The sequence below is a fragment of the Streptomyces sp. TRM68367 genome, from assembly GCF_014495685.1.
GTDB lineage: Bacteria > Actinomycetota > Actinomycetes > Streptomycetales > Streptomycetaceae > Streptomyces.
On the sequence record NZ_JACTVI010000061.1, the window covers coordinates 1 to 20,528 of the forward strand.

At 71.2% G+C, this 20,528-nt stretch carries 18 protein-coding genes and 1 riboswitch; of the genes, 7 read left to right on the top strand and 11 right to left on the bottom strand.

All coding sequences use genetic code 11. The annotated features are described in order from the left end of the window. Nucleotides 1–184: 184 nt before the first annotated feature. Complete coding sequence (locus H8R17_RS30000) at nt 185–754, top strand: hypothetical protein (protein WP_187826367.1); 570 nt, start codon at nt 185–187, stop codon at nt 752–754. Between the two features lie 15 nt (nt 755–769). On the opposite strand, the gene H8R17_RS30005 is transcribed toward H8R17_RS30000, so the two are convergent. The 6 genes from H8R17_RS30005 to thrC all read right to left on the bottom strand — a co-directional run bounded on the left by H8R17_RS30005 (nt 770) and on the right by thrC (nt 8,008). Next, nucleotides 770–2,320, bottom strand: a complete 1,551-nt coding sequence (locus H8R17_RS30005) for a carboxylesterase/lipase family protein (protein WP_187826368.1) — start codon at nt 2,318–2,320, stop codon at nt 770–772. A 56-nt stretch (nt 2,321–2,376) separates the two neighbouring features. Next, nucleotides 2,377–3,510: an NADH:flavin oxidoreductase gene (locus H8R17_RS30010; protein WP_187826369.1), complete on the bottom strand. Its 1,134-nt coding sequence runs from the start codon at nt 3,508–3,510 to the stop codon at nt 2,377–2,379. 231 nt (nt 3,511–3,741) lie between these two features. Then, the gene (groL, locus tag H8R17_RS30015; RefSeq protein ID WP_187826370.1) at nt 3,742–5,367 is read right to left on the bottom strand and encodes a chaperonin GroEL; all 1,626 of its coding nucleotides are present in this window, start codon (nt 5,365–5,367) and stop codon (nt 3,742–3,744) included. A gap of 385 nt (nt 5,368–5,752) precedes the next feature. Then, nucleotides 5,753–5,956 (bottom strand): cold-shock protein, encoded by a 204-nt coding sequence (locus H8R17_RS30020; RefSeq protein WP_004986573.1) that lies wholly within the window; start codon nt 5,954–5,956, stop codon nt 5,753–5,755. A 484-nt stretch (nt 5,957–6,440) separates the two neighbouring features. Beyond that, a complete protein-coding gene (locus tag H8R17_RS30025) occupies nt 6,441–6,719 on the bottom strand; it encodes a MoaD/ThiS family protein (protein WP_187826371.1) in 279 nt (92 codons plus the stop codon). Next, nucleotides 6,716–8,008, bottom strand: coding sequence for a threonine synthase (gene thrC / locus H8R17_RS30030; protein WP_187826372.1), 1,293 nt, complete (start codon nt 8,006–8,008; stop codon nt 6,716–6,718). The genes H8R17_RS30025 and thrC overlap by 4 nt, the downstream gene beginning before the upstream one ends. 18 nt (nt 8,009–8,026) lie before the next feature. Then, a riboswitch (SAM riboswitch) is annotated at nt 8,027–8,168 on the bottom strand. 159 nt (nt 8,169–8,327) lie between these two features. Here thrC and H8R17_RS30035 point away from each other — a divergent pair. Next, entirely contained in the window at nt 8,328–9,272 is a 945-nt protein-coding gene (locus H8R17_RS30035; protein ID WP_187826406.1) for a glucosyl-3-phosphoglycerate synthase, read from the top strand. Nucleotides 9,273–9,491: 219 nt separating this feature from the next. Beyond that, nucleotides 9,492–10,904 (top strand): trehalose-6-phosphate synthase, encoded by a 1,413-nt coding sequence (locus H8R17_RS30040; protein WP_187826373.1) that lies wholly within the window; start codon nt 9,492–9,494, stop codon nt 10,902–10,904. Between the two features lie 70 nt (nt 10,905–10,974). On the opposite strand, the gene otsB is transcribed toward H8R17_RS30040, so the two are convergent. From otsB to H8R17_RS30055, 3 genes are read right to left on the bottom strand one after another with little or no spacing between them, the layout of a single operon-like run. Then, nucleotides 10,975–11,838 (bottom strand): trehalose-phosphatase, encoded by an 864-nt coding sequence (otsB, locus tag H8R17_RS30045; RefSeq protein ID WP_187826374.1) that lies wholly within the window; start codon nt 11,836–11,838, stop codon nt 10,975–10,977. 59 nt (nt 11,839–11,897) lie between these two features. Beyond that, complete coding sequence (locus H8R17_RS30050) at nt 11,898–12,140, bottom strand: DUF3263 domain-containing protein (RefSeq protein WP_187826375.1); 243 nt, start codon at nt 12,138–12,140, stop codon at nt 11,898–11,900. Nucleotides 12,141–12,198: 58 nt separating this feature from the next. Beyond that, nucleotides 12,199–13,476, bottom strand: a complete 1,278-nt coding sequence (locus H8R17_RS30055; RefSeq protein WP_262505618.1) for an ABC transporter substrate-binding protein — start codon at nt 13,474–13,476, stop codon at nt 12,199–12,201. Between the two features lie 112 nt (nt 13,477–13,588). Between H8R17_RS30055 and H8R17_RS30060 the strand changes: the two genes are divergently transcribed. The 3 genes from H8R17_RS30060 (at nt 13,589) to H8R17_RS30070 (ending at nt 16,825) form a co-directional block, all read left to right on the top strand. Further along, nucleotides 13,589–14,530, top strand: a complete 942-nt coding sequence (locus H8R17_RS30060) for an ROK family protein (RefSeq protein ID WP_187826376.1) — start codon at nt 13,589–13,591, stop codon at nt 14,528–14,530. A gap of 104 nt (nt 14,531–14,634) precedes the next feature. Continuing rightward, nucleotides 14,635–15,765, top strand: a complete 1,131-nt coding sequence (nagA, locus tag H8R17_RS30065; RefSeq protein ID WP_316959566.1) for an N-acetylglucosamine-6-phosphate deacetylase — start codon at nt 14,635–14,637, stop codon at nt 15,763–15,765. Nucleotides 15,766–15,895: 130 nt separating this feature from the next. Next, complete coding sequence (locus H8R17_RS30070) at nt 15,896–16,825, top strand: 1-phosphofructokinase family hexose kinase (protein WP_187826378.1); 930 nt, start codon at nt 15,896–15,898, stop codon at nt 16,823–16,825. Between the two features lie 43 nt (nt 16,826–16,868). On the opposite strand, the gene H8R17_RS30075 is transcribed toward H8R17_RS30070, so the two are convergent. Beyond that, entirely contained in the window at nt 16,869–17,831 is a 963-nt protein-coding gene (locus tag H8R17_RS30075) for a CBM35 domain-containing protein (protein ID WP_187826379.1), read from the bottom strand. Between the two features lie 119 nt (nt 17,832–17,950). After that, complete coding sequence (cdgB, locus tag H8R17_RS30080) at nt 17,951–19,606, bottom strand: diguanylate cyclase CdgB (protein ID WP_187826380.1); 1,656 nt, start codon at nt 19,604–19,606, stop codon at nt 17,951–17,953. A gap of 324 nt (nt 19,607–19,930) precedes the next feature. Here cdgB and H8R17_RS30085 point away from each other — a divergent pair, with 324 nt between their 5' ends. After that, the gene (locus H8R17_RS30085) at nt 19,931–20,518 is read left to right on the top strand and encodes a flavin reductase family protein (protein ID WP_187826381.1); all 588 of its coding nucleotides are present in this window, start codon (nt 19,931–19,933) and stop codon (nt 20,516–20,518) included. The last annotated feature ends 10 nt before the right edge of the window (nt 20,519–20,528 follow it).

Genomic DNA, 20,528 nt, shown 5'->3' on the forward strand with positions numbered 1-20,528 from the left:
TGCCCCTGGTACGGGTCAGAGCAGTCTTGAGATGCGCTTCACCACCGCCCTGAAGGGCGGCGCACTGCGCAAGATCAGAGGTAGACCGGGGCCGCCCGGGACCGCGTTGTCAGTGCCGTGTGCGACGGTGGAGTCCCGGAGCCGAACCCGACCGGACACTCACCCGAACCGAAAGACGCGCGCCGTGAACCACGCTCAGCTGACCGCCCTGGGCCGCGCCCTCCGCCTCCTCGGCGAGCACGGCGAGGCCCTCACCGCCGACACCCCGGACGCCCGGCTGCACGAGATCAACGCCGATCTCAAGCGCGCCGTGGACCTGCTGGAGGAGAGCGTCACCGGCACCGCGCCCAGCACGCGCTGCCCGGAGCACCCCACCGGACCGGTCGACGAGAGCGCGCCCGACCTGTGCCTGCTGTGCGAGACCCGGCGCCGCGCGGCCCGCCGCGCCGAGTTCAACGGCCCGGTCCCGCGCCCGCACCCGGCCGACCCGGTCCCGTCCCGGTACGGGGTGAGCGGTGACCGCCCCCAGCCCCAGCAGCGCTGGCTGCCGGAGCTGTGGAACGGCCAGGCGTGGCAGCTGTGCGGCACCCCGCGCCGGGACCGCCGCGAGGCCGAGCAGTATCTCGCCGCCCAGCGGCGCGGCACCCGGCCCGCGATGGCCTACCGGCTCGTGCACGAGTTCACGGACTACGAGGTGCTGCGCGTGTGGGGCACGCCCGTGCGGATCGACATCGAGCCGATGGGCAACCTGTAGGCACGGCCGGGCGCGTCACGTCAGCAGCGGCAGCTCCGGGAAGTCGTACCCCTCCCACAGGCGGCGTGACGCCTCCTCCGGGTACGGCGTGACCTTCGGTTCGGCGTCCAGCACCTGCACCAGCCGCTGCTCCGGGCCGTACGCCGGCCAGCCTGGGTCGCCGCTCCGGGCGAACTCCGTCCAGGACGCGCGGAAGCGGGCCGACAGCGCCTCGCCCTCGGGTGTGGGCTCGCCGCCGGGGAACAGCAGGAGGCCGAGGTCGGCGGCGAACGTGCCGAAGAGCAGGGGGATGTCCAGGCCGTGGCAGGCGCCGAAGGCTCCGTCCTGGCCGGGGGCCGGCCAGGTCAGCTCGTAGACGTGGGCGTGTCCGCCGCCGGTCACCTGCGCCTCGGCCAGGTGGAGGGAGGGCATGCCGAACAGCCAGTCGGTCAGGACGCGTTCGTACAGCTCGCTCGGTGTGGCCCCGGGGTGGGCGGCGCGGTAGGCCCGGTCGCCGTCCGGGCCGGGGGCGAACAGGCGCAGGGTCGCCGTCGCCTCGTCGTCGGGGATCCGGCCGAGCTTGCCCGCGAGGGCGAGAAAGAGGCGGTACTCGTCGCGGTTGTGGCCGGTGACCAGGTCGATGTCCCGGGCCGACCCGGCCGCCAGCGCCCGCCACGGGGTGGCCGGCAGCACCTCGCCGTCGACCACCGGGGAGAAGGGGGTGACGGTGGGGGCGACCTGGCCCCAGCGGTCCTGGTACTGGAGCATCTTCGCGCTCAGCGCCTCGCCCGCCGCCGTCAGCCGGCGCGGGTCCACGGCCGACAGGTCGGCTGCGGTCGGGCGCAGGCCCGCCTCGGCGGCGAGGGCGGTGCCGATGTCCCGGGCCAGCTCGTCGGAGAAGTACGTCCCCGGCACACTCTGCGCGATCGCGCGCCGGAACAGGCCCGCCGCGCTCGGCATGGCCAGCAGCGCGGCGACGGACCCGGCGCCCGCCGACTCGCCGAACACGGTCACCTGCCCGGGGTCGCCGCCGAACGCCGTGATGTTGTCCCGCACCCACTCCAGGGCGGCCACCTGGTCGAGCAGGCCGCGGTTGGCGGGCGCCCCCTCGATGCGGGCGAAACCCTCCATGCCGACGCGGTAGTTGAGAGTGACGACGACCAGGTCGCCGTCGCGGGCGATCAGGCGGGCGTCGTAGCCGGGGCTGCCGGAGTGGCCGAGCTTGTAGGCACCGCCGTGGATCCACACCATGACCGGGCGGCGGGCGGCCGGGTCGGGGTCGGGGGTCCAGACGTTGACCGTCAGCCAGTCGTCGCCCTCCGGCGCGTCCAGGACGCCGGTACGGCCCTGGACGCCGGACTCCTGCGGGGGCGGCGGGCCGAAGGCGGACGCCTCCCGTACGCCGCCCCAGGCGGAGGCGGGACGCGGCGCGGCGAACCGGGCCTCCCCCACGGGCGGCTGGGCGAACGGGATCCCGCGGAACACCGCGAGTCCGTCCTCTTGCCGCCCGCGCACCGCACCGGCGGCGGTGCGCACGACGGGCTCGGCGGAGCCGGACTGCGGCGGGCGGGACTCGCTGGTCGTCATCGGGGCTCCTCACTACGGGAGTCCCACCGTAGTTGAGTTACTCAATCAAGGGGAGGTCAGCTCAGCGACTTCAGCGACGCCGGGTCGTACGCCCGCAGCTCGCCGAAGCGACCGCCCAGCACCTTCGCCGCCCACTCCGGGTCCTGCAGCAGCGCACGCCCCACCGCGACCAGCTCGAACTCGTCCCGCTCCAGCCGGTCGAGCAGGTTCTCGAGGCTGCCCACCTCCGACCCCTGCCCCTGGAACGCCTGGAGGAAGTCCCCGTCCAGTCCCACCGACCCGACCGTGATCGCGGCCTTGCCCGTCAGCTTCTTCGTCCAGCCCGCCAGGTTCAGGTCCGACCCCTCGAACTCCGGCAGCCAGTAGCGCCGCGTGGAGGCGTGGAAGGCGTCCACACCGGCCGCCGTAAGCGGGCTCAGGATCGCCTCCAGTTCCTCCGGGGTCCCGGCGAGCCGGGCGTCATAGGCGTCCTGCTTCCACTGCGAGTACCGGAAGATCACCGGAAACTCCGGGGAGACCGTCTCCCGTACGGCGGCGACGATCTCCGCCGCGAACTTCGTACGGGCCACGGGGTCGCCGCCGTAGGCGTCGGTGCGGCGGTTGGTGCCGGCCCACAGGAACTGGTCGACGAGGTAGCCGTGGGCGCCGTGGATCTCCACGCCGTCGAAGCCGATGCGCTCGGCGGCAGCGGCGGCCTCGGCGAACGCGCCGATCACGTCGTCCAGGTCGCGCTGGGTCATGGCCCTGCCGGTGCCCTCGGTGCCGTCGAGGCGCAGCCCGGAGGGGCCGAGGGCGGGCGCCTCGGGGTACGGCGGCTGGCCCTGCTCGCGCACCATGCCGATGTGCCACAGCTGCGGCACGATCGTGCCGCCCCCCGCGTGCACGGCCTCGGCGACCTTGGCCCACCCCGCGAACTGCTCCGCCCCGTGGAACCGCGGGACACTGTCGCTCTGCCCGGCAGACTCGTGCCCGACGTACGTGCCCTCGGTGACGATCAGACCGACGCCTGCGGCGGCGCGGCGGCCGTAGTACGACACGACATCCTCACCCGGGACGCCGCCCGGCGAGAACATCCGGGTCATCGGCGCCATCACGATGCGGTTCGGGACGGTCAGGCCGTTGATCGAGGCGGGCCGGGAGAGGATCTCGGCCGCGCGGTCAACGGCGGACTCGGAGGCGGTGACGGTCACTGGGCTCCTTCGGTGACGGACGTGGACCAGCCGGTATATGCACGCGCATAAAACGCGTCCACCGGGTCAACAGCCCCCACACACCGGTCATTCCAGCCCCACGGCGCCATCGCTGTGATCCTGGCCACGAGGCGGCCATTTACCCCTCCTCCGGCAACGCCCGAGGGCGGCACCCCCTGTCTCCAGGGAGTGCCGCCCTCGTACGAAGGACGGATCCGATCCTCGTGAGGATCAGAAGTCCATGTCGCCACCCGGCATGCCGCCGCCGGCCGGGGCGGCGCCCGCCTTCTCCGGCTTGTCGGCGATGACGGCCTCGGTGGTGAGGAACAGCGCGGCGATCGACGCGGCGTTCTGCAGGGCGGAACGCGTGACCTTCGCCGGGTCGATGATGCCCTCGGCGATCATGTCGACGTACTCACCGGTCGCGGCGTTCAGGCCGTGGCCGATCTGAAGGTTGCGGACCTTCTCCACGACGACGCCGCCCTCAAGACCACCGTTGACGGCGATCTGCTTGAGCGGGGCCTCCAGGGCGAGCTTCACGGCGTTGGCGCCGGTCGCCTCGTCACCCTCGAGGTCCAGCTTCTCGAAGACCGTGGCGGCCTGGAGCAGGGCCACGCCGCCACCGGCGACGATGCCCTCCTCGACGGCCGCCTTGGCGTTGCGCACCGCGTCCTCGATGCGGTGCTTGCGCTCCTTCAGCTCGACCTCGGTTGCGGCACCGGCCTTGATGACGGCCACGCCGCCCGCGAGCTTGGCCAGGCGCTCCTGGAGCTTCTCGCGGTCGTAGTCGGAGTCGCTGTTCTCGATCTCGGCGCGGATCTGGTTCACGCGGCCGGTGACCTGCTCGCTGGCGCCGGCACCGTCGACGATGGTGGTCTCGTCCTTGGTGATGACGACCTTGCGGGCCTTGCCCAGCAGGTCGATCGTGGCGTTCTCCAGCTTGAGGCCGACCTCCTCGGAGATGACCTCGCCGCCCGTGAGGATGGCGATGTCGCCGAGCATGGCCTTGCGGCGGTCACCGAAGCCCGGTGCCTTGACGGCGACGGACTTGAAGGTGCCGCGGATCTTGTTGACGACCAGGGTCGACAGGGCCTCGCCCTCGACGTCCTCGGCGATGATCAGCAGCGGCTTGCCCGACTGCATGACCTTCTCCAGGAGCGGGAGCAGGTCCTTGACGTTGGAGATCTTGGAGTTGGCGATCAGGATGTACGGGTCGTCGAGGACGGCCTCCATACGCTCCATGTCGGTGGCGAAGTACGCCGAGATGTAGCCCTTGTCGAAGCGCATGCCCTCGGTGAGCTCCAGCTCCAGACCGAAGGTCTGGGACTCCTCGACGGTGATGACGCCTTCCTTGCCGACCTTGTCCATGGCCTCGGCGATGAGCTCGCCGATCTGGGTGTCGGCGGCGGAGATGGACGCCGTGGAGGCGATCTGCTCCTTGGTCTCGACGTCCTTCGCCTGCTCCAGCAGGGCGGCGGAGACGGCCTCGACGGCACGCTCGATGCCGCGCTTGAGGGCCATCGGGTTGGCGCCGGCGGCGACGTTGCGCAGGCCCTCCTTGACCAGCGCCTGAGCCAGGACCGTAGCGGTCGTCGTGCCGTCACCGGCGACGTCGTCCGTCTTCTTCGCTACTTCCTTGACCAGCTCGGCGCCGATCTTCTCGTACGGGTCCTCGAGCTCGATCTCCTTGGCGATGGAGACGCCGTCGTTGGTGATCGTGGGGGCGCCCCACTTCTTCTCGAGGACGACGTTGCGGCCCTTCGGGCCGAGGGTCACCTTGACGGCGTCCGCGAGCTGGTTCATGCCGCGCTCGAGGCCGCGCCGCGCCTCCTCGTCGAACGCGATGATCTTGGCCATGTGAAGTGGTCCTCCCAGGACTGGGGGTGATTACTTCGGACCGCGCCCGCGCCCGCGACGGACGGCCCCGGCCGGTGGTTCCTTGCCCCACCCGGCCCGTGGCCTCACCGACCCGGTCCTTCCAGTTGTCACTCTCACCTTCAGAGTGCTAACGCCAATGATTAGCACTCGACCCCCTCGAGTGCAAGGCGCGCCCGCGAAGCGGGCTCGTTGAGGGGTGGCGGTCGGGCGACGGGTGGGCGCAAGGCGCGCCCGCGAAGCGGGCTCGTTGAGGGGTGGCGGTCGGGCGACGGGTGGGCGCAAGCGGGTCCGGTGTACTCCGCCCCGTCGGGGGCAGCGCGAAGGGCCCGCACCCGGTGGGTGCGGGCCCTTCGCTCCAGAACGTTCAGGCGGTGACGCGAACCATGTCGGCCTGCGGGCCCTTCTGGCCCTGCGAGATCTCGAACTCGACCCGCTGACCCTCTTCAAGGGTGCGGTACCCGTCCATCTGGATCGCGCTGTAGTGGACGAAGACGTCCGCACCACCGTCGACCGCGATGAAGCCGTACCCCTTCTCCGCGTTGAACCACTTGACGGTGCCCTGAGCCATGCCTAACTCCCCTATTACTGGCCCTTGCACAGATCCACACTTCGCGGATCCGGGTCAGACCTCACCCCCCAAATCGTTGGGGGCGTGCGCCGGAACGCGTCGACCGCGGCTGAATGTATCTGCCCAACTGCCGTCTGCAACAGGTCAATCGGACGAGAATTCCGGGCACACCGGGTCCGGAATCTACCGAGAATTCGCCAGACTTCCGGGCAAGTCGGACCCCGCAAAAGGGAACAAAAGACACAAAAGACCTGCACACTTTGGCTACTTCTTGTCGGCCATGGAGCAGGTTTCCGGGCGCTCACCCGCCTGATCGGCAACGCGTTCCCCAACTGTACCGCGCTCAACCATGCAGAATTGCCCCCTCCGTTTCTCTCACGGAGGGGGCACTGCATCGATTGCGGCTGCGCCGCGTGGGATGAACGCTCGGTAATCGCTGTTACCCACGGTTACTACTCGCGGGTATCACGCGCTGTCCCGGGTATCAGCAGCCTCCGGCGACCGCCGGAATGATGGACACGCCCGCACCCGCCGGGGTGGGGGTCTCCAGCCCCTGCTCGAAGCGGACGTCGTCGTCATTCACGTACACGTTGACGAACCGGCGCAGCTTGCCCTGGTCGTCCAGCACGCGGGCGGCGATGCCGGTGTGGTTCTTCTCCAGATCGGCGATGACCGCGGCGAGGGTCGCGCCCTCGGCGCTCACCTCGGCCTGGCCGCCGGTGTAGGTGCGCAGGATGGTGGGGATGCGGACGGTCACGCTCATGCGAGGGCAGCCTCTCGGAAGGAGTCCAGGTTCGGGCGGATGGTGGCGGTGAGGCCGGTGCCGGCCACCGCGTCGAGGGTCTTGAGGCCGTCGCCGGTGTTCAGGACGACGGTGGTCTTGGTGGGGTCGAGGACGCCGTTCTCGATGAGCTTGCGGGTCACGCCCACGGTCACACCGCCCGCCGTCTCGGCGAAGATGCCCTCGGTGCGGGCCAGCAGCTTGATCGCGTCGACCACCTGCTCGTCGGTCACGTCCTCCACCGCACCGCCGGTACGGCGCGCGATGTCGAGGACGTACGGCCCGTCGGCCGGGTTGCCGATGGCCAGCGACTTGGCGATGGTGTTCGGCTTCTGCGGCCGGACGACCTCGTGCCCGGCCTTGAAGGCGGTGGAAACCGGCGAGCAGCCCTCGGCCTGCGCGCCGAAGATCTTGTACGGCTTGTCCTCGACGAGCCCGAGCTTGATCAGCTCCTGCAGCCCCTTGTCGATCTTCGTGAGCTGCGAGCCGGAGGCGATCGGCACCACGAGCTGGTCGGGCAGCCGCCAGCCCAGCTGCTCGCAGATCTCGTACGCGAGGGTCTTGGATCCCTCCGCGTAGTACGGCCGCAGGTTGACGTTGACGAAGCCCCAGCCCTCACCGGCGGGGTCGCCGATCAGCTCGGAGCAGAAGCGGTTCACGTCGTCGTAGTTGCCTTCGATGCCGACGAGGTCGCCGCCGTAGACCGCGGCCATGACGACCTTGCCCTGCTCCAGGTCGTGCGGGATGAACACGCAGGAGCGGAAGCCGGCACGGGCGGCGGCGGCGCCGACGGCACCGGCGAGGTTGCCGGTGGAGGAGCAGGAGAGGGTGGTGAAGCCGAAGACGCGGGCGGCCTCCAGGGCCTGGGCGACGACCCGGTCCTTGAAGGAGTGCGTCGGGTTGCCGGAGTCGTCCTTCACGTAAAGGCCGCCGGTCACGCCCAGCTCGCGCGCGAGGTTGTCGGCCTGGACGAGCTTGGTCCAGCCGGGGTTGATGTTCGGCTTGGTCGCCACGTCCGCGGGGACGGGCAGCAGCGGCGCGTAGCGCCAGATGTTCGCGGGTCCAGCCTCGATGCGCCCCCGGAGCTCCTCGGTGTCGGCCTTCGAGTTGACCGAGAAGTCGTAGGCGATCTCCAGCGGGCCGAAACACTCCTCGCAGGCGAAGACCGGGCCGAGGGGTACCCGGTGACCGCACTCGCGGCAGGAGAGGGCGGCGGCGGGGCCCAGGTCAACGGAGTCGGTGGTGGTGCTTGCAACAGTCTGCACAGCCATGTGAGGCGAGGCCCTTTCTCCTCATCTTCCTCACGACGCATCTCGCCGTGAGACGGACTTGGCACCTTCCCTAGTCGGGAGCCTCGCTCCTGAACGAGAACCGACTGGAGGGTTGCCGGGGCTTCAACGGGCCGTATCCCTCTGCCCCTCTGGATGAGCTGTATGCGGTTGTCAACAACGGGCGACCCCGGACATGCGATGGTCATCCGCGTTGTTCAAGACTGTAACCGACGGCCAGGACAGTTGAGATAGTCGTCCGAACCGCGAGATGGATCACAGGGTGATCCTCGTGACTCCGAACAGTGAGGAGCCGCTGACCGTGCTGGAAGAAGTCGAGCGCTGGCTGCGCACCCGCTCCTGGTCCGTGACCGATCGCCCGCTCCATCAGATCATGGCGGCCAAACGCGCCACCGGCCAGTCGGTCAGCGTCGTGCTGCCCGCGCTCAACGAGGAGGGCACGGTCGGCGACATCGTCGCGATCATCCGCCACGACCTGATGCAGCAGGTGCCGCTGGTGGACGAGATCGTCGTCGTCGACTCCGGCTCCACCGACCGCACGTCCGAGGTGGCGGCGGCCGCCGGCGCGACGGTGGTCCACCGGGACGGGATCCTCCCCCGTATCCCCACGGTCCCCGGCAAGGGCGAGGTCCTCTGGCGCTCGCTGCTGGCCACCCGCGGGGACATCGTCTGCTTCATCGACGCGGACCTGAAGGAGTTCTCCTCCGACTTCGTCTCCGGCATCGTGGGCCCGCTGCTGACGACCCCCGGGGTCGACCTGGTGAAGGCGATGTACGACCGCCCCCTCGGCGCTGCCGCGGGCCAGGGCGGCCGCGTCACGGAACTCATGGCCCGCCCCCTGCTCAACATGCACTGGCCGCAGCTCGCGGGCTTCGTCCAGCCGCTGGGCGGCGAGTACGCGGCCCGCCGCACCCTCCTCGAACAGCTCCCGTTCCCCGTCGGCTACGGCGTGGAGCTGGGCATGCTGGTCGACGCCCTGCACCTGGTGGGCCTGGACTCCCTGGCCCAGGTCGACGTGGGCGTGCGCAAGCACCGTCACCAGGACGGCCAGGCCCTCGGCCGGATGTCCGCCGCGATCTACCGCACGGCCCAGCTCCGCCTGGCCCGCGGCCACCTCATCCGCCCCTCCCTCACCCAGTTCGAACGGGGCGAGGACGGCTTCGAGCCGCGGACGTACTCCGTGGACACCGAGGAGCGGCCGCCGATGATCGAGATCGCGGAGTACGCGGCACGGAAGGCGGCGTGAGGACGCAGGGGCGGGCAGGCCTGAGGCAATTGAGGGGCGCGTGTCAGCCGGGCCGGCCGTCCGACCACCGCCAGACGCCGGCGGAGTCCTGCTCGCAGGTCAGGTACACAACCCACAGGACGGTACTGCTGTCACACCGGGCGTACAGGAACCAGCCGACTCCCCCGCGAAGCCGCGCCGAACGTTTGAGCGTTTCGGGGCCGGGCTAGGTTGAGGCGTATGGCTTCCACACGCGGTGCTGATCAGAAGGCTCAGGTACTGGTCGCGTCCAACCGCGGCCCGGTGTCCTACGAGGTGCGCGAGGACGGATCGCTGCACGCCAAACGCGGCGGCGGCGGGCTGGTCTCCGGCCTCTCGGCGATCGGCGCCGACGCCGACGCGCTGTGGATCTGCTCGGCGCTGTCCGACGGCGACCGCGAGGCGGTCCGGCGCGGGGTCGGCGAGCGGGGCGTGCGCATGCTCGCCATCCCCGCGGACGTGCACGCGGACGCGTACAACGGCATCGCGAACTCGGTCCTGTGGTTCGTGCACCACATGCTCTACCAGACCCCGCTGGAGCCGGTCTTCGACGCGGAGTTCCGCCGCCAGTGGGCGTCGTACGAGACGTACAACCGCGCCTTCGCCGAAGCACTGGCGGAGGAGGCGGCGCAGGGGGCGTCGGTGGTGGTCCAGGACTACCACCTCACCCTGGTCCCCGGCATGCTCCGCGCCCTGCGCCCGGATCTCCGCATCGGCCACTTCTCCCACACGCCCTGGGCGCCCCCCGAGTACTTCCGGATGCTACCGGACGACGTGGCCGGCCAGGTCCTGCGAGGCATGCTGGGTGCCGACCGGCTGGGCTTCCTGACGCGCCGCTGGGCAGACGCGTTCGAGGCGTGCGCCACGGCGTTCGTGGGCGGCCTCGGGGACACGCGGGTCGGTGTGCACGGGCTGGGGGCCGACGCGGACTTCCTGCGGAAGCGTTCGCATGAGGCGGACGTCGAGGAGAGGCTGCCCACGCTGCGCGCCGAGATCGGTACGGGTCCCGACGGACGCCTGCGCCACACGATCGTCCGCGTCGACCGCACGGAACTCTCGAAGAACATCGCGCGAGGCCTACTGGCCTACCGAGAGTTGCTGGCGTCCCACCCGGAGTGGCACGAACGCGTCGTCCACGTCGCCTTCGCCTACCCCTCCCGGCAGGACCTCGCCGTGTACCGCGACTACACGGCGGAGGTGCAGCGGCTGGCGGAGTCGGTCAACGACGAGTACGGCACCCCGGACTGGCGCCCCGTCGTCCTCCACGTCCAGGACGACTTCGCCCGCTCCCTGGCCGCGTACCGGCTGGCCGACGTGGCGCTGGTGAATCCCATCCGGGACGGCATGAACCTCGTCGCCAAGGAGGTTCCGGTCGTCTCCGACGAGGGGTGCGTGCTGGTGCTGTCGCGGGAGGCCGGGGCGTGGGAGGAGCTGGCTGACGAGGCGATCGGGGTCAACCCGTACGACGTGACCGGTACGGCGGAGGCGTTGCGGGAGGCCTTGGCCGTGCCGGCGGAGGAGCGGGCCGAGCGCACGAAGAGGCTGGCCGCCGCCGCGACCCAGTTGCCGCCGACGCAGTGGTTCCTGGACCAGCTGGCCGCGCTGAACGACTGACCGGGGGCCGTGGGGTTTGAAGCCGCACAGGCCGCCGCAGGCATATGACACAACCCGCACCCGGCCGGAACTATCGGATGTGGGATGCCAGGGTGCGGAGGAAGGTCACCACGCCCTGCGGGCCGTCGACCACCACGTCGGCCCTCGTGCGCAGCTCGGCGACCTCTTCGCTGCCGCTGCAGACCAGGACGCCGGGGGTGCCGTTGGTGCGGAGTTCGTCGATGGCAGTGTAGGCGGGGAGGTCACCGAGGTCGTCGCCGGCGTAGAGGACGGAGGTGGCGGTGAGGTCGCGGACGTATTCGGTGAGGGCCACGCCCTTGTCCATGCCCGGGGGGCGGAGTTCCAGGACCATGCGGCCCGGTTCGAGGTGGAGACCGTGGTGGGCCGCTAGGTCTGCGAGAGGGGTGCGGAGGGCTTCGAAGGCTGCCTGGGGGTCCGCCGCCCGGCGCGTGTGAACCGCTACCGCCCGGCCGCCCTTCTCCTCGATCCAGACCCCCTCGTCCGCCGCCCCGGCTCTGCGCAGGACCCCCGGCAACTCCGCTCGCGTCGCTGCCACGCCGGGGTGGGGGGCGGGCGCCGTCACCTCACCCGTCGCGGCGTCCCAGCGCTCCGCGCCGTAGTGGCCCAGGACCACCAGGTGCTCCAGGCCCGGCACGCCCGCGAAGCCGCCGTAGCGGACCGCGACCTCCGCCGGCCGGCCGGTGATCACCGCCACCGCCGCCACCTTCGGCGCCAGCGCCGCCAGCGCCGGTACCGCCTCCGGGTGGGCCCGCGCCTGCTCGGGGTCCGGCACGATCGGCGCGAGCGTCCCGTCGAAGTCGAGGGCGATCACCGCGCGGGAGGGGCGGGTGAGGATCGCCTGCAGTCCGTCCCGGCCGGCCGCTGTCGTCGGTGCGGGGAGGGCGTTCTCGGTCGGGTCCTCGTGACTGGCCATACGGCGACCCTATCCACGGAACGGCGCCGGCACGCGCCCGTCCTCCGCCGCGTACGCCCTCACCGCTCCGCCCGCCGCCCCGCCCGCACCCTCCACAGCCGGTGCACCGTCACCGGATCCGCCTTCAGCGCACGCGGATCGTCCAGCAGGGCGTTGAGAAGCTGGTAATAGCGCACCGGCGCCAGCCCCAGCTCCTCCCGTATCGCCCGTTCCTTCGCCCCGAGCCCCGAAAACCCCCGCCGCTCCAGCGCCAGGATGTCCAGCTCCCCGCGCCCCAGCTGCTCCCGTCGCTCATCTCCCATGCCCGGCACCGTAACCCCCGCCACTGACACTCGACCGAGGCCGGGCCGACTGGGCCCGCTACTCCGCGCTCTCCTCCGTCGTAGCCGTCCGCTGGATCTGCCCCAGCACACTCGCCGGATCCCCGCCCGGCGCCACGGCCTGCCCGATGCGGTTCTTGATCTCCGCGCTGACGTCGGCCCACGACGTCTTGCCCACCGGATACAGCTCCGACAGCAACAGCTCGTCCAGGAACTGCTTCAGCGCCTTGTCCTGCTTGGCCCCGCTCATCTTCTCGGACGCGGAGCTGGTGACCGGCAGCAGGTCGTACTCGCGGGAGAACTTGAGCACGTTCTCGTCGTCGTACACGAAGTTGAGGAAGTCACCGATCTCGTCCTGACGGCCGTTCTTCTTGAACGCCATCATCCAGTCGGCGACGCCCAGCGTGGCCTTGCTCTCGCCGTTGATCCCGGGCGTCGGCACCATGCCGAACTTCACGCCCTTGTCGGCGGCCATCTTCATCAGTGACGGATGCCCGTTGAGCATCCCGACCTGACCGTCGGCGAACGCCGCGAACGCGGCCGCCCGGTTCAGCTTCCCCGGCGCCACCGGCCCGGTCAGCCCCTTGCCGACCAGCTCGTCCTTCAGCCAGCGGAACGTCTCGACGTTCTGCGCGGAGTCGATGTCGTACGTGCCGACGGTGTCGGTGTAGCCGCCCCCGCCGCTGAGCATCCACTGCATGGTCTCGGCCTGCGCCTCCTCGGGCCCGAGCGGCAGGGCGTACGGGTACTTCACGCCCTCCGCCTTCAGCGCCCGCGCGTCCGCGGCGAGGCCGGCCCAGGTCTTCGGCGGGGTGATGCCGGCCTTCTCGAACAGCGTCTTGTTGTAGAAGAGCACGCGCGTGGAGGCCGCGAACGGCATGCCGTACTGCACCCCCCTCACCTGCCCCGCGGCGGCCAGCTGCGAGACGAAGTTGGCCTGGGTGGGGATCGACAGCACGTCGTCGGCCCGGTACAGCAGCCCCTTCGCCGCGTAGGCCCCGTACGCGCCGATCTGCGCCAGGTCCGGCGGGTCGCCCGCGTCGACCATCTCCTTGACCTTGCGGTCGACGTCGTTCCAGGAGTACACGCTGACGTCGACGGTCACCCCGGGGTGCTTCTCCTCGTAGGCCTTGACCAACTCGTCCCAGTACTTCCGCGAGCTGTTGGCCGCGCTGTCGCCGTAGTCGGCGGCGACCAGCTTCAGGGTGGTGCCGCTGCCGGAGCCGCCGCCGTTCACTCCGCAGCCGCCGAGGACCACCGTCATGCCCAGTGCGGACACCACCGCGATCGTTCCAGTCCAACGCCGCTGCACAGTCATTGCCCCACCAAGTTCGAAACATTCGAAACGTCATACATAATGCTCTGCAGCTAAGGTCTACACCACACGAGTGGACTAGACCTCTCGCGGGTCCGCGGGCCACACTGTCTCCGTGAGACATGTCATCGCCCTCGACGTGGGCGGCACCGGGATGAAGGCCGCCCTGACCGGGGCCGACGGCGAACTGCTGCACCAGGCGCGCCTGGCCACCGGGCGGGAGCGCGGGCCCGAGGCCGTCGTCGAGGCCCTCCTCGGCTTCGCCGCCGAGCTGCACGCCCACGGCGAGCAGCGCTTCGGTGAGCCCGCGGCCGCCGTCGGCGTCGCGGTGCCCGGCATCGTCGACGAGGCGCGCGGCATCGCCGTCTACGCGGCCAACCTGGGCTGGCGCGACGTACCCCTGCGCGCCCTTCTCGCCGACAAGCTGGGCATCCCGGTCGCCCTCGGCCACGACGTACGCACCGGCGGCCTCGCCGAGGCCCGTGTCGGCGCGGGCCGGGGCGCCGACCGGTTCCTCTTCGTCGCCCTCGGCACCGGCATCGCGGGCGCGATCGGCGTCGACGGCCGGGTGGAGGCGGGTGCGCACGGCTTCGCGGGCGAGATCGGCCACATCGTCGTACGCCCCGGTGGGACCCCGTGCCCGTGCGGCCGGCACGGCTGCCTGGAGCGCTTCGCGTCGGCGGCGGCGGTCAGCGAGGCATGGGCAGCGGCAAGCGGGGACCCGGAAGCGGACGCGGCCGACTGCGCCAAGGCCGTCGCGTCCGGCGACCCGAACGCCGTACGAGTCTGGCAACACGCCGTAGCCGCCCTAGCGGACGGCCTGGTCACCGCCCTCACCCTCCTGGACCCCCGCACCCTGATCATCGGTGGCGGCCTGGCGGAGGCCGGGGAAACCTTGTTCACACCCCTGCGGACCGCCATCCAGCAGCGCCTCACTTTCCAGAAGCTGCCGGAGATCGTCCCGGCGGCCCTGGGCGACACGGCGGGATGCCTCGGCGCCGGGCAACTGGCCTGGGATCTCCTCAACCGAACCGACCGCAAGGAGGTAACTCGCTGATGGCCAACGCCCCAGGGGCGCGGGACGTGACATCTTGCGGCTCCGCCGCGTGTGCGCGACCAGCCCCCACGAGCCTGCACCCCGCAACGCACCGAACCCCCCTGGTGCTCTCCGGCGCAACGGCAGTCCTCCCCGCAGGAACCGTCCAAGACGCCCAAGTGATCGTCGACGGCACCCGCATCACCGGCACAGCTCCAGAAGACGCCCAGGTGATCGACCTCACCGGCCACTACGTGGTCCCCGGCTTCGTAGACATCCACAACCACGGCGGCGGCGGGGCTTCGTTCACTTCGGGCACGGCAGACGACGTGGTCAAGGGCATCCACACCCACCGTCTGCACGGGACCACCACCCTGGTCGCCTCCACGGTCACGGCCGACATGGACTTCCTCACCCAGCGCGCCGGTCTGCTCAGCGAACTCGCCGAGCAGGGCGACATCGCCGGCATCCACTTCGAGGGCCCGTTCATCTCCCCGTGCCGCAAGGGCGCCCATTCGGCGGACCTGCTGCGCGACCCGGACGCGGCGGAGGTGCGCAAGCTGATCGACGCCGCGCGCGGGAAGGCGAAGATGGTCACCCTCGCCACCGAACTGCCCGGCGGCATCGACTCCGTACGGCTGCTCGCTGAGCACGGCGTGATCGCGGCGGTGGGGCACACGGACGCGACGTACGAGCAGACGGTGGAGGCGATCGAGGCGGGCGCGACGGTGGCGACGCACCTGTTCAACGCGATGCCGCCGCTGGGCCACCGCGACCCCGGCCCGATCGCGGCCCTGCTGGAGGACGAGCGCGTCACGGTCGAGCTGATCAACGACGGCACGCATCTGCATCCGGCCGCCCTCCAGCTGGCGTTCCATCACGCGGGCGGGCGGCGGGTCGCGTTCATCACGGACGCGATGGACGCGGCCGGATTCGGCGACGGCCGCTACATGCTCGGCCCGCTGGAGGTCGAGGTGGAGGGCGGCGTGGCCCGGCTGGTGGAGGGCGACTCGATCGCGGGCTCCACGCTCACCCTGGACCGCGCCTTCCAGCGGGCGGTGACGATCGACCGGCTCCCGGTGGAGGACGTGGTGGCGGCCCTGTCGGCCAACCCGGCCCGGCTGCTGGGGATGGACGACGAGATCGGCTCCCTGGAGCCCGGCAAGTACGCCGACCTGGTCGTGCTGGACGCCGGCTTCGGCCTCAAGGGCGTGATGCGGCGCGGCGAATGGGTGGTCGATCCCCAACTGGGCTGAGCCACCCGGCAGTAGAGAATCCGCCGTGCGCACGTTGGCCGACGGCGGGGCTGGGCCGACCGCCGTCTCTTTGGCATGATCGAACCTCCGGAACTTACGGCAAGCACATTTTCGGGGGAGGTCGGGCCAGGTGATCCTCACGGTCACGCTGAACACCGCTCTCGACATCACGTACCGCGTGCGGTCCCTCACGCCGCACGCCTCCCACCGGGTCTCCGAGGTGACGGAACGGCCCGGTGGCAAGGGTGTCAACGTGGCCCGGGTCCTGGCGGCCCTCGGGCACGAGGTGACGGTCACCGGCTTCACGGGCGGCGCGACCGGGAGGGTCGTACAGGACCGCCTCAGGGCCGTGCCGGGTGTGGTGGACGCACTGGTACCGGTCGGCGGCGCGACCCGGCGCACCATCGCGGTCGTGGACGAGCGGACCGGCGACACGACCCAGCTCAACGAGCCGGGGCCGACCATCTCGCCCGCCGAGTGGGGCGCCTTCCAGGAGGCGTACGAGGATCTGCTCGCCGGTGCCTCCGCGGTGGCCCTGTGCGGCAGCCTGCCGCCGGGTGTGCCGGTGGGCGCGTACGCCGGGCTGGTGCGGATTGCTCGCGCCGCCGCGGTCCCGGTGCTGCTGGACACCAGCGGGGAGGCGCTGCGCCGGGGGGTCGCCGCCCGGCCGGACCTGGTGAAGCCGAACGCGGAGGAGCTGGCGGAGCTCACCGGTTCGCACGAGCCGCTGCGGGCCACGCAGGACGCCCGCAGGCGCGGCGCCCGGGCCGTGGTCGCCTCGCTGGGCACGGAGGGGCTGCTCGCGGTGACCCCGGAAGGCCGCTGGCGCGCCGCTCCGCCCACCGCTGTCCGGGGCAACCCGACGGGCGCCGGCGACTCGGTGGTCGCGGGCCTGCTCTCGGGCCTGGTGGAACGCCTGCCGTGGCAGGAGCGGGTGTCCCGTGCGATGGCCCTGTCCATGGCGACCGTACTGGCGCCGACGGCGGGGGAGTTCAGATTCAGCGTCTACGAAGACCTGTTGCCGCAGATCACCGTCACCGACCCGTCCGAGGCGGCCTGAGGGAACGTCGGTCGCCGCTGCCCGTCCTGCCGCGCCCGGCGGATCAGCTATTGACCCACCCCTTCACCAGCCACAGCTGGTCGATGAGGGCATCGCACTGATTGCCCTCCTCACACGAGAGCTTGATGGTGTTCGTGTTCTTGTTGAGCTGGATCCAGTTGTAGGTCTTCGTCCAGCCCTTCTCGTAGTCGCCCTCGGGAGCCTTCGCGTAGTTCTTCAGGTTGACCGGCGAGTTGGCGGCAGTGCCGTTGACCGTGAGCGTGGCGGTGGCGTCCTTGCCCGGGACGCTGTAGCCGACGTAGACGCTGTACTTGCCGGACTTCGGGATGCGGTTGACGGTCCAGGTGACCGAGGAGCCGACCTGGTTGAAGCCCGCGACGTAGAACCCGCCGTCCGCCTTGGCGCCCTTGACGTCGGACGCCACGGTCGCGCCGCCGTCCAGGCGCAGCGCCTTCGCGTCGACCGTCGGCAGCTTCACCTCGGCCTGGCTGTCGCTGGGCGACGGGCTCGGCTTGTTCTCCTGCGACTGCTCGGGGGTGGCGCCGGCCTCGCTGCCGGAGCCGCTGTCCTTGTTGTTGCCGCCCAGCATCGCCACACCGATACCGATCACCACCGCGGCGACCACGGCGACGGCGCCGATCAGCAGTCCCTTGGTGTTGGGGCCGCGGCTCCGGCCGCCGCCGCCCGGTACGGACTGCTGGGTCGTGGGCGCCCCGCCCGGGAACGTCTCCGGCGCCGCGTAGTGCGCGTTCGGCTGGCCGTAGGCGCCCTGCTGCTGCGGCGCCTGACCGTACGCGGCGGTCGCCCCGGGCTGCGCGGGCTGGCCGGCGTTCGGGCCGGGCTGGCCGTACTGGCGTGTGCCGACCGTATGCACTCTGTTGACCGAGTTCGGATAGCCGTAGCCCCCGGAGGGCGGCTGGGCCCCGTTGGCCTGACCGTCGGCGTAGAGATAGCCGAACGGGTCGTCGTCCTCGGGCGTGCTCGCGCCGTTGTTGCCGGGCGTCATCCCTTGGTCTCCTCAACAGGTGCGGTGGTGATGCGGTACGAGTGGTGAGAGGGCGAGCCTACCCGCTCTTCCTGAGCCAAACGGGTGACTCGCACCGCATCGATGCGCTGACCTGGGGGTCATCCGGCACGGCGGTGCTGTTTGGGACGAGATCGTTTCTCGACGTACATCCGCTCGTCAGCGGATTTCAACACTTCGTCCGCAGTCATGCCGCAGTGTGCCCAGCCGATCCCGAAGCTGGCGCCGACCCGCACGGCCCGTCCCTCGGCCCGGATGGGCTGGATGATCTCGTTGCGCAGCCGCACGGCGAGATCCTGGGCGTCGGCCCGGCCGAGCCCGTCGGCGAGGATCACGAACTCGTCGCCGCCGAGCCGGGCGACGGTGTCGCCGTCGCGCACGCCGCCGGAGAGCCTGCGCGCGACCTCGATGAGGACGGCGTCGCCGGCGTTGTGCCCGAACCGGTCGTTGATCGACTTGAAGCCGTCGAGGTCGCAGAAGAGGACCGCGAGGCCCTTGGTGCCGTCGTCCCGGTCGGCGGGCGGGGTGACGGTGTGCACATGGTGGTCGTAGGCGTCGTACGGCTCGCTGCCCGGCCGGAAGTCGAAGCCGTGGCCGCCGTGGGCGGGGTGGCCGTAGGCGGCGTCGATGGAGTCGACCGCGGCCGGGTGCGGGAACTGCGGGCGCCGGCACAGGCGGGCGGACAGACGCGAGCGCAGCTCGGCGGAGTTGGGCAGGCCGGTGAGCGAGTCGTGCGAGGCGCGGTGGGCGAGCTGCAGCTCGCGGCGCTTGCGCTCCTCGATGTCCTCGACGTGGGTGAGCAGGAAGCGGGGACCGTCGGCGGCGTCGGCGACGACGGAGTTGCGCAGGGACACCCACACGTACGTGCCGTCGCGGCGGCCCAGGCGCAGCTCGGCGCGGCCGCCCTCGGCGGAGGTCCGCAGCAGCGTGCCGATGTCCTCGGGGTGGACGAGGTCGGAGAAGGAGTAGCGGCGCATCGCGGAGGCGGGGCGGCCCAGCAGCCGGCACAGGGCGTCGTTGGTGCGCAGGATCCGGCCGTGCTGTTCGCCGCCCATCTCGGCGATGGCCATGCCGGAGGGGGCGTACTCGAAGGCCTGCCGGAAGCTCTCCTCGCTCGCCCGCAGGGCCTGCTGCTCCCGCTCCAGGCGGACCAGGGCGCGCTGCATGTTGGACCGCAGGCGGGCGTTGCTGATCGCGATGGCGGCCTGGAAGGCGTACATCTGGAGGGCCTCGCGGCCCCAGGCGCCGGGCCGCCGGCCGTTGCGCGGCCGGTCCACGGACAGCACGCCGATCAGCTCGCCGCTGGATCCGCCGCCCTGGGGTCCGGGCGCGTACATCGGGGCGAAGAGCCGGTCGGCCGGGTGCCACTCGTCCTCGAAGCGGGGCGCGGGGCCGTCGGTGTACCACTGCGGGACGTCGTCGTCGTCGAGGATCCAGCCTTCGGTGTGGGGTATGAACACCAGGTCGCCCCACTGCTCGCCCATGGCCAGGCGCCGTTCCCAGGAATCGCGGGAGCCGACCCGGCCGGTGATGAGGGCCTCGGCTGCCGGGTTGCCGGCGAGGGCGGCGACGACCAGGTCGCCGTCGGGGCGGACGAGGTTGACGCATGCGAGCTCGTACCCGAGGCCGTCGACCACGCCGTCGGCGACGGTCTGCAGTGTGTCCGCCAGGCTGCGGGCCGTGTTCATGTCCGCCATGACCTGGTGCAGCTGTCGCAAGGAGGCAAGACGGACGTACGGCTCCGACTCGGTCTCCATGCTCGCCCTCCCCCCGAGACCTCGTAGCGAATCAAGGGTTCTCTTCGGCGCCTTTACTGGGTGTGCCCTATCAGCTTCCCCGCCACTGAATCACAGCGCGCTGCCCACTCGGTACACAGGGTCAACAATTCTCGCCCCTTGTGACTCAAGTCACATGCGACCAGGAGCAATTGAGTGGAGTTTCCACGGACTTCCGGTGTACTTACCGAACGCAAACTTTGTGGGGTTCCGCCAGGAGTCCTAGGTCCCGCTCGGGAGTCCTAGGACCCGATTCGGGCCGTAGGCCGATGCGGGGCGCGCAAGGCGGGGACTAGCGTCTCCGGCGTGCCGAACACTCCCCCTTTCCCCCTCCCGCCCATCACCGCCGCGCCCGCCGCCGGGCATGCTGTGGGGGTGAGCAACGACGAGTTCCGCGCCGCCATGTCCCGGCTGGCCGCGGGCGTGGTCCTGGTGACCGCGCAGGAGCCGCCGCTCGACCCGGACGACCCGAGCGCACCGGGCAGCGAGGACGTGGGCATGACGGCCACGGCCTTCATGTCGGTGTCCCTGGATCCGCCCCTGGTGCTGGTCAGCCTGCGCGACGGCTCCCGTATGGACGACCTGCTGGCCGAGCAGCCGCTGTGGGCGGTCTCGGTGCTCTCGCAGAGCCAGCGGCACATCGCCGGCCGCTTCGCGATGAAGGGCCGGCTCAGCGACCGGCTGCTGTTCCAGGACATCCCGTACGTCCGCGGCGAGCACTCCGGGGCCCCGCTGGTCGGCGGCGCCCTGGCCGTCCTGGAATGCCGCACCGAGCAGCGGGTGCCGGCCGGGGACCACACGCTGGTGATCGGCCGGGTGCTGAGCGCGCGGGTGCCGAGTTCGGACGGGAGGCCGTTGGCTTATTTCCGGGGGCGGTACCGGCAGTTGGGGTGAGCCGGTAATC

What these genes read in the sequence shown, in the direction of transcription:
- H8R17_RS30005 (WP_187826368.1), bottom strand. Translation starts at nt 2,320, where the DNA reads ATGACGACCAGCGAGTCCCGCCCGCCGCAGTCCGGCTCCGCCGAGCCC.
- groL (WP_187826370.1), bottom strand. Translation starts at nt 5,367, where the DNA reads ATGGCCAAGATCATCGCGTTCGACGAGGAGGCGCGGCGCGGCCTCGAG.
- H8R17_RS30020 (WP_004986573.1), bottom strand. Translation starts at nt 5,956, where the DNA reads ATGGCTCAGGGCACCGTCAAGTGGTTCAACGCGGAGAAGGGGTACGGC.
- H8R17_RS30025 (WP_187826371.1), bottom strand. Translation starts at nt 6,719, where the DNA reads ATGAGCGTGACCGTCCGCATCCCCACCATCCTGCGCACCTACACCGGC.
- thrC (WP_187826372.1), bottom strand. Translation starts at nt 8,008, where the DNA reads ATGGCTGTGCAGACTGTTGCAAGCACCACCACCGACTCCGTTGACCTG.
- H8R17_RS30040 (WP_187826373.1), top strand. Translation starts at nt 9,492, where the DNA reads ATGGCTTCCACACGCGGTGCTGATCAGAAGGCTCAGGTACTGGTCGCG.
- otsB (WP_187826374.1), bottom strand. Translation starts at nt 11,838, where the DNA reads ATGGCCAGTCACGAGGACCCGACCGAGAACGCCCTCCCCGCACCGACG.
- H8R17_RS30050 (WP_187826375.1), bottom strand. Translation starts at nt 12,140, where the DNA reads ATGGGAGATGAGCGACGGGAGCAGCTGGGGCGCGGGGAGCTGGACATC.
- H8R17_RS30055 (WP_262505618.1), bottom strand. Translation starts at nt 13,476, where the DNA reads ATGACTGTGCAGCGGCGTTGGACTGGAACGATCGCGGTGGTGTCCGCA.
- H8R17_RS30075 (WP_187826379.1), bottom strand. Translation starts at nt 17,831, where the DNA reads ATGACGCCCGGCAACAACGGCGCGAGCACGCCCGAGGACGACGACCCG.
- cdgB (WP_187826380.1), bottom strand. Translation starts at nt 19,606, where the DNA reads ATGGAGACCGAGTCGGAGCCGTACGTCCGTCTTGCCTCCTTGCGACAG.